This is a genomic window from Rhodococcus sp. 14C212 (genome assembly GCF_011058195.1).
Taxonomy (GTDB): domain Bacteria; phylum Actinomycetota; class Actinomycetes; order Mycobacteriales; family Mycobacteriaceae; genus Rhodococcus; species Rhodococcus aetherivorans.
Genome location: NZ_JAALEH010000069.1, coordinates 22,319 through 30,582, shown reverse-complemented (window position 1 = coordinate 30,582; position 8,264 = coordinate 22,319). Strand labels below are relative to the sequence as shown.

At 74.2% G+C, this 8,264-nt stretch carries 5 protein-coding genes and 1 pseudogene; 5 read left to right on the top strand and 1 reads right to left on the bottom strand.

Going from position 1 to position 8,264, the window contains the following annotated elements:
* The 5 genes and pseudogenes from G6038_RS22955 to G6038_RS22935 form a co-directional block, all read left to right on the top strand.
* A pseudogene (locus tag G6038_RS22955) lies at positions 1-199 on the top strand (hypothetical protein); the annotation flags it as partial.
* A 3-nt stretch (positions 200-202) separates the two neighbouring features.
* Complete coding sequence (locus tag G6038_RS22950; RefSeq protein WP_165040051.1) at positions 203-2,656, top strand: LuxR C-terminal-related transcriptional regulator; 2,454 nt, start codon at positions 203-205, stop codon at positions 2,654-2,656.
* A gap of 21 nt (positions 2,657-2,677) precedes the next feature.
* Positions 2,678-4,213: a hypothetical protein gene (locus G6038_RS22945; RefSeq protein ID WP_165040050.1), complete on the top strand. Its 1,536-nt coding sequence runs from the start codon at positions 2,678-2,680 to the stop codon at positions 4,211-4,213.
* A gap of 92 nt (positions 4,214-4,305) precedes the next feature.
* Positions 4,306-5,634, top strand: a complete 1,329-nt coding sequence (locus tag G6038_RS22940) for a S1 family peptidase (protein WP_165040049.1) — start codon at positions 4,306-4,308, stop codon at positions 5,632-5,634.
* A 130-nt stretch (positions 5,635-5,764) separates the two neighbouring features.
* Positions 5,765-7,066, top strand: coding sequence for a S1 family peptidase (locus G6038_RS22935; protein WP_165040048.1), 1,302 nt, complete (start codon positions 5,765-5,767; stop codon positions 7,064-7,066).
* A 382-nt stretch (positions 7,067-7,448) separates the two neighbouring features.
* On the opposite strand, the gene G6038_RS22930 is transcribed toward G6038_RS22935, so the two are convergent.
* Entirely contained in the window at positions 7,449-8,123 is a 675-nt protein-coding gene (locus G6038_RS22930) for an ammonium transporter (RefSeq protein ID WP_165040047.1), read from the bottom strand.
* Positions 8,124-8,264: the final 141 nt, after the last annotated feature.

Below are 8,264 nucleotides of genomic sequence, written 5' to 3'. Positions count from 1 at the left end.
CCGTAGTTCGGGGACGGCGCCGACGCCCGCGCCGTCCCCGAACTACGGCTCGCAGGTCGGTGACGCGCTCGGTGGCGCCGGTCAGGGTGCCGGCGCGGTCCTCGACGGCACCGGCAACGCGGTCGGCGGCGTCGTCGACGGGGTCGGCGGTGCCGTCGGTGGCGTCGTCGACGGCGTCGGCGGACTCCTCGGCAACTGACCCATGCCGCAGCCCGCCTCCCTGCCACGCGACATCGCGCACGCCGTCGCCGCGACCCCGCCGCGGCTGCTGCTCACCGGTCCCGCCGGCAGCGGCAAGTCCGCGTTGCTGTCCTCGGTGCGGCAGACGCTCGCCGGCCGGGGCCTGACCGTCGGCGCCGATCCGTGTTCCCCCCCGTCGTCGGCGCTGGTGGTCGACGACGCGCACACCCTGCCCGCCGAGTCGGTCCTCGCGCTCGCCGAGCAGGTGCGGCGCGGCGAGCGGCCCGTGGTCGTCGCGACGGAACCGCGGCCGCACCGCGGCGATCTGCGTGCGCTGCTGTCCGCGTTCGGCGCGCACTCGGCGCTCGTCGAACTGCGCCCCCTCAGCCCACGCGAAATCGCCGGTCGCGCAGCAACTCTCGGACTCACCCCGCGTCCGGAACCGATCCGCGCCGTGCACCGGCTGACCGGCGGCGCCCGCGACGTCGTCGACGCGGCCCTCGCGGCGTTGCGCGACGGCACCGATCCCCGCCGTGCCGCCGCGGCCCGCGTTCGCGACCGCCTCGGCGGCGGAGACCCCGACCTGCCCCGGGTACTGGTCCTCGCCGGCCTCGGCGGCACCCTCGACCCGCTCGAGGTCGCCACCGTCCTCGGCGTCGACGCGGACCGCGCCCGCGAACTCGTCGACGCCGCGCGGGCCAGCGGCCTGCTCACCGTCGACGGCGACGTCCCGATCCCCGCGGCCGCCGCGGTGCCCGCCGCCGTCCTCGGGACCCACGCCGTCCGCACGCTGGCGCACCGGCTGGCGGCGCTGCGTCTCGACGCGGGGCTGCTGACCGCGGACGCCGCCCGGGCTCTCGCCGAGGCCGGGGTGGCCGACGCCCGCCTCGCCGACCTTCTCGTGACGCTCGCCGACGCGGCCGAGCCCGCGCAGGCCCTCCCGCTGTACGACGCGGCGATCCGCGCCGGCGCCGACGCCGACGCGCTGGACGTGCGCCGCGCCGAGGCGGCCGGGCTCGCCGGCGACCTCGCCACCGCCGGACAGCTCACCGACCGTCTGCTCGACCGGGCCGCCACCCTGCCCGCCGGAGAGCTGGCCGCCGCCACCCGCATCGCCGCGACCGTCGCCGCGCGCCGCGGCATGCTCGGTCGCAGCGCGGATCTGTACGAGTGGCTCGGCCCCGAACGGGCCGGCGCCGACGCGCCCATCGCCGCAACGGTGCTGCTCGCCGCGGGCCGCCCGGACCCCGCCGCCCGGTTCGGCCCGGAGGCCTTCGGCACGGAGGCAGCAGCGCCGACGTCGTCCGCGGCGGCCGCCCAGCTGCTGGCCGCGGGCCTGCGCGAGTCCGTCGGTGGCGACGGGCGCGTCGCCATGAACACCCTCACCCGGGCCCTGTCGGTGCACGGGGCGGCCGACCGGACGCGGCTGCTGCCGGACACCCCGGAGGCGATCACCGCGCTGCTGTGCCTGCACTCCGGCGAACTCGCCCACGCCGGCGCCGTACTGGGCCGCGCCACCGCGGCGCCTTCCGTACGGCACCGCCTGCTCTCGGCGTGGACAGCGCTGATCGGCGGCGACCTGCCGGCCGCGACATCCGCCGCCGACGAGCTCGCCCCCCACGCCACCGAGCAGCGGGACCTGCTGTTCCTGCACGGACTGCGGGTGGGCCTGGCCCGCCGCGGCGGCGACGTCGGCGCGCTGACCGCCGCCTGGACCGCGGCGCAGGGGGTGGTGGCCGAGTACTCGGTGGACCTGCTGAGCCTGCTGCCGCTCGGCGAGTTGTGGCTCGCCGCGGTCCGGCTCGGCGAGGCCGACCGCATCGCCCACCTGGTCGGTCAGGCCCAGGATCTCCTGACGACCCTCGGCGAACCGCCGCTGTGGGGCGCGACGCTGCACTGGTACGGGGTGCAGGCGGCCATCGCCGCGGACCGGCCCGCGGAACTGCTGCCGCACGCCCGGGCCCTGGGGTCGGCGGCGGAGACCACCGCCTACGCTGCCGCCCTGGCCCGGGCCGGGCAGGCCTGGCTGCGGGTGCTGCAGGGCGATGCCGGCCCCACGCGTGTGCAGGCGGCCGCGGAATCGCTCGCCGCGATCGGCCTGCCGTGGGACGGGGCGCGATTGGCCGGCGAGGCCGCGCTGCGGGTGGACGAGACGGCGACGGCGACGACATTGCTCCAGGTCGCGCGCGCGGTGCGGCACCCGTCGGCCGCGCCGCGCACCGCCGCGCCCGCGCCCGCCGCCGACGCGCCGGCGGCGGCGAGTCCCCTGTCGGACCGGGAGGCGGAGGTCGCCGACCTCGTCGTCGCCGGCCTGACCTACCGCGAAGTAGGGTCGCGCCTGTACATTTCCGCGAAGACTGTCGAACATCACGTCGCCCGCATCCGGCGGCGGCTCGGCGCCGGCTCGCGATCGGAGCTCATCTCGATGCTCCGTGCGCTCGGGCACGGAACCGAGGTTCGACAACCCGGCAACTAGTGGGAACGGGGGGATTTCTGCATGTCCGTAGGCGTGGGCCTGAGAGTCGGCACCATCGTGTCCGCCGTGGCCGTCACCTCCGCCGAGGGCATCCGTCCCGACCCCGAGCCGGTCGAACGCCTCACCCGTCTGCACCTGCACGCCGACGGCACGGCCACGCTCGGCGTCCGTGCCCCCGGTGCCGCCGGCGAATGCAGTTCCTTCTCCGGCTTCGTCGACCGGGTGGGCGAACCGGCCGGGGTGCGCGCCGAGGACGGCGCCGTCTCCCGCGCGGAGGACCTCGTCGCGACCGCGATGGAATGCCTGCTCGCCGACGCCGCTCCCCTGGTCGGCGACGCTCCGGCGACCGTCGCCGCCGCACATCCCACCGAATGGCCGCCGGCGACCGTGGCGGTGCTGCGCAACGCCCTCGACTATGTCGGGCTGCGGCACGTCACCCTGATCTCCGACGCCGAGGCCGTCGCGGCCTGGTTCGAGGCCCGTGTCGCACAGCAGAGCGGCCGGCTCGTCGCCGTCTATCACCTCGACGCCGGCGGATCGACGGTGACGCTCGTGCGGTCCGGTGTCGCCGCGGGCCGCTCGTTCCGTTATCCCGAAGGGGACGCCCCCTCGGTGCCCGCGCAGCTGTCGGCCGCGCTCGGCGCGTTCGGCTGGCTCGTCAGCAACCTCGACGCCGTCGTGATCAGCACCGAGGAGCCGGTGGACCCGTCGGCGGCGCAACTCGTCGCGCAGACCGTGAAGGCCGGCATGGGCGTGCGGTGTGTGCTGCCGCCGCAGCCACAGCACACGGTGGTGCGGGGCGCGGCGCTCGCCGCCGCGGCCGGTTCCGCGGACATGCTCGGCGCCACCCGGATCATGCCGGCGGTCCCCATCGGCGCCGCCGCGCGCACCCCGCTCGACCCCGTCGCCCCCGCCGAGCCGCCCGTCGAGGCAGCCCCCGTCGCGGCGGCCGGCACTGTCGCAGCGGCCGGCACTGTCGCAGCGGCCGGCACTGTCGCAGCGGCCGGCACCGAGGCGGACGCGGTGCCCGGCGGCCCGGACCGGGCCCCGCACAACCGGCTCGTCGTCGGAGGCGCCGTCGCGGCGGCCGTCGCGCTGCTGGTCGGGATGGGCGCCCTGGTGTTCTCGCTGCGGGACGCCCCCGCGGACACACCCGTGCGAGAGGCGGGCGCCGCCTACGAGTCGCTGTCGAGCGCGGTGCAGGTGCCCTCGAACACCGGCACACCGACCGGTATCACCACCACGACGACGACCGCCCCGGACGCGGCACCGGCCACCGTCGACTCGGGGCTCGTGGCGCTCACCCCCGGCACCACCGTCGAGGACGCGCCGCCGACCACGCCGGCCCGGGCCACGACATCCCGACCGGCCCCCTCCACCACCACGCGGTCGACCACGGTCGAACCGACCACGAGCGAGGCCACCCGCGAACGGGACCGGCCCACCCGGACGACGACCACCACGACCGTCGCGCCGACCGGGACGTCCACGTCGACGCCCCCCGAAACCACGGAACCGGACCCAACGGACACGACCGGTTCCGAGGCGGCAGGGTGACCCTCCCTGTCCCGTACGCTGTCACACGGTTGTGTCCGCTTCCGCGGCACGACCGCGCACGAAACCCGTCAACCCATTCTCGAAGGGCCCCCATGCGTCACTCGTCGGCGTCGCGCGCCGCTGCTCGTACCACCGTCCGCCGTGTCGTCGTCGCTGCGGCGTCGGCACTGCTGCTGGCCGGGCCGCTCGCTGCGACCGCCCACGCCGCCCCGGCCGAGCAGCTGCCCGCAGATCAGCTGCCCGCCGAACTCGTCGAGGCCATCAGCCGCGACCTGAAGATCAGCGCCGACGAGTACCTCGAGCGATCCGACCGCGCGCAGGAACTCGCCGACTACGCGCGCAGCTTCCGCGCCGAACGGCCGGAGGACTTCGCAGGGGCATGGCTGGGCACCGACGGGCAGCCCGTCGTCGCGGTCACCAACCCCGACGCCGCCCGGCAGGCCGAGAACGACGGCTACCACGTCACCGTCGCGCCGGTGTCCGCGGACGGGCTCGAGCGGTCCCTCGCCGAGCTGAACCGGTGGGTCGCCGCGCTGCCCCGCGAACTGGCCTCCCAGGTGAACTCGACGTCGATCGACGTGTTCAACAACCGCCTGATCGTCGACATCGCCAACAGCCCGGCCGGCCGCGCCCTGAACCTGCCGACGCTCATCGCCAACGTCCAGGTCATGCTCACCCCGGGCCAGCCGCCGAACGAGCCCGGCCCGCTGGGTGGCGACACCTACATCACCGCCGACGGTGACGTCCGCTCGACGCCGCTCGACCGCATCGGCGTCTGCTCGTTCGGCTTCAACGCCGTCGACGCCGACGGCACGGCCGCCAACATCACCGCCGGCCACTGCGACGCGGTCGCCCGCGAGGACGGCGGCTCCACCGTCTACCTGCCCAACCGGGAGAACATCGACGAGAGCCTGAAGATCGGCGCGTTCACCCGCTCGACCGTCGGCGAGGGCAGCACCCTGGACTACGGCATCATCGGCCTCGACCAGGCGGGCGAGGACGTCGGCCTGAACCGGCCCGTGATCCGCGGCGGCAACGGCTCGACGCTGACCGTCACCGGCACCGCCGCGCCCGTCGCCGGCGCCCCGGTGTGCAAGTCCGGACAGTCGTCGTACTTCACGTGCGGCATCGTCGCCGCCGACCGGATCGAGACCCAGCTGGTCCGCGCCGACGGTACGAGCACCACGATCCGCGGCTTCGCGACCACCGCCTGCACCCTCTCCGGCGACAGCGGCGGCGCCATCGTCACCGGCACCCTCGCGCTCGGTGTGATCAGCGGTTCCAACAGCTCCGGCGCCCCCGACTGCGTGGAGGCCAACCTCGTGCTCGCGCCGCAGGGTGGCACCTCCAGCCTGGGCATCGCGATCCGGGACATCGAGGCCGAGACCGGCGCGCGGGTGCGCACCGGCGCCGCGGCCTGACCGGTCCCGCGCCACGCCGCGCGGCTGGGTGTTCGCGCGGCCGACCCCATATGATCGTCCAGTCCAGCACCGGCCCGCCCGGGGCCGGCATCTTCGCGCACCGTCGCGGAGATCAACGAGGAAGGCATCCATGCGACGCTCCTTCGCCCGTCGAGCAGCGGTCTACGGTTCGGCAGCGCTCATGCTGCTCGGCCCTGCCGCCGCCATCGCCCAGGCCGACCCGGCCCCGATCGAGGCGACGGCGCTGCCGAACGAACTCGTGGAGGCGCTGGCCAGGGACCTGCAGATGAGCCCGGAGCGGTACCTGACGGATGCTGCCCGCAGCCAGGAGCTGGCCCGTTTCGCCGAGACGGCGCGGGAGCAGTTCGCTGCCGTGTTCTCCGGCGTGTGGCTCGAGCGCGACGGCACGCCGAAGGTGGGCCTGACCGAGGGCGAGGGTTACGACGCGGCCCGCGAGGCCGCCGAGGACGCCGGATTCACCGTCGAGGACACCGACCGTACCGAGACGCAGCTCCGCGACGAACTGAAGGCACTGAACGACTGGCTGGCCACCCAGCCGCCCGCCGTCGCCGACCTGGTTCGTGGTGTCGCCATCGACGTCGTGAACAACGACGTCGTGCTGCGCACCGAGAACGTCGCCGGGATTCAGCTGCCCGACTTCCTGCAGGGCGCCCGGGTGCTGTTCGCGCCCGCGCCGCTCGTCCCGGAGCCGGCCGCCGGCGACCTGCAGCCCGTCGCCGATCTGGCCGCCCCGACGGCCCTGTTCGGCGGGGACGCCTACGCCGCGCTCGGCGCCGGCGAGGGCCTGCGCTGCTCGCTCGGCTTCAACGCCGTCGACGGCTCGGACCGCCCGGTCAACATCACCGCCGGGCACTGCGACCCGAACCGGCCCTCCGCAGGCACCCAGTTCGCGTCGAAGGTGTACCAGCTGCTCGGTGAGGAGCTCGGCCAGCAGCTCGGCACCTTCGAGAAGACCAGCCTGGACGGCCGCGACTATGCCCTGATCCGGCCCACCGCCGAGGCCCAGAGCCGGTTCGAGAACAACGGTGTGCGGGTGCCGCTGGCGGCGCCGCTGCCGATCACCGGCGTCGCCGAGCCCGTCGTCGGCGCGCCCGCGTGCAAGTCCGGCGTCCGCTCGGGCTACAGCTGCGGTGTCGTGACCTCCGCGGGCCAGACCGTCGAGGTCGGCCATCGCATGCTGGAGAACGGCTTCTCCACCAACCTGTGCGCCCTGCAGGGCGACAGCGGCGGCACGATCGTCACCGGCACCCTGGCCCTGGGCATCTCCAGCGCCTCCAACGTCGGCCAGTACGGCATGTGCGAGATCGCCGGCGTGGTCAGCGGCCTGCTGGGCGAGTCGCCGGAGTTGTTCGCGACGCCGATCTCCTCGGTCCTCGCCGAGAACCCGGGCCTGCGCGTGCGCACCTGGTAGTCGTTCTCCCTCGAGAGCAGCAAAGGTCCGCCTCCCCGATTCGGGGAGGCGGACCTTCTTGTATGCGGCGTGTCGCAGCGCACGAAATGTCTGGAAACCGACCGACCGGATTACGATCCGTGGGTCCGAAGGTCCGGTCGCGCAGCGCTGCTCCGCGACCGGACCGCTGCATATCCCGGCGTCCGTTGACGGCGGTTCGACGAGAGGTGAGTGACTGTTGTCAGTAGACCTGGCAACGGTCGGCGTCGACGTAGTGGTCTACGCCGTCGAGATCGTGGTGCATCTTTTCCGGCTGATCACGCTCCAGTCCTGACTGGCCCGGAAAACGACTGCGGCCCCGCCACCGGATCGGTGGCGGGGCCGCAGTGTGCTCGGGCGAGGACTACTTCTCGGCCCACTCCGTGGTGCCGGGGGGCGCCGCGAGGGTGTTGATCAGGCCGATGCCGGCGACGATCAGGGTGGGACCACCGACAACGATGGTGCCGATGACGCCACCGATACCCGCACCGGCGACAGTGCCGATGGCAGGCATGACGAAGGTGCCCACGATGGCGCCGATGATGGTGCCGGTCAGGCCGCCGACGGCGGTGGCGATGCCGAGCTGGGACGCGAAGTTCTGCTGCGCCTTGAGGTTCTCCTCGGGCGACGCGACGTCGCTCAGCTTGAGGCTGACGGGGTTGAGACCCGGAGCGACCTTGTCCTCGGGCTCGACCGGGGTCGCCTTCGACGGGTCGACGACCGGCGTCAGGGTGAGGGTCTTGCCGTCCTCGCTGATCTCCCGCTCGAAGGGCAGCTGCAGGTCACCGAGCTGGATGGCCAGGGGCAGGCTCACGACCGCGTTGCCGTCGCCGTCCTGCAGCTCGACGCTCTTGCCGTCGCCGGACACGGCGAACGAGCCGGCGTCGATGACGGTGACGACGGAGTCGCCCTCCGCCTTGGTCTCGTAGTTGATCTTCTCCGGTGCCGTGACCGCCGGAGCGGCGTAGGACGTGCCGGCGGTGAGGCCGACGGCAGCGATGGTCATCGCCGCGACGGCGGCGAGCTTCCTGAACTTCATTCGATTCCGTTCTGTGACTTCGGCGCACGCCCCCGACGGACGCCCCCCAAGTTCTGACACCAATGTGCCCCTGCGCACCGTAGGCCCTGATCGCAGGTGCGCAAAGCACATCTCGCGCAGCATCATAACCGACATCACACG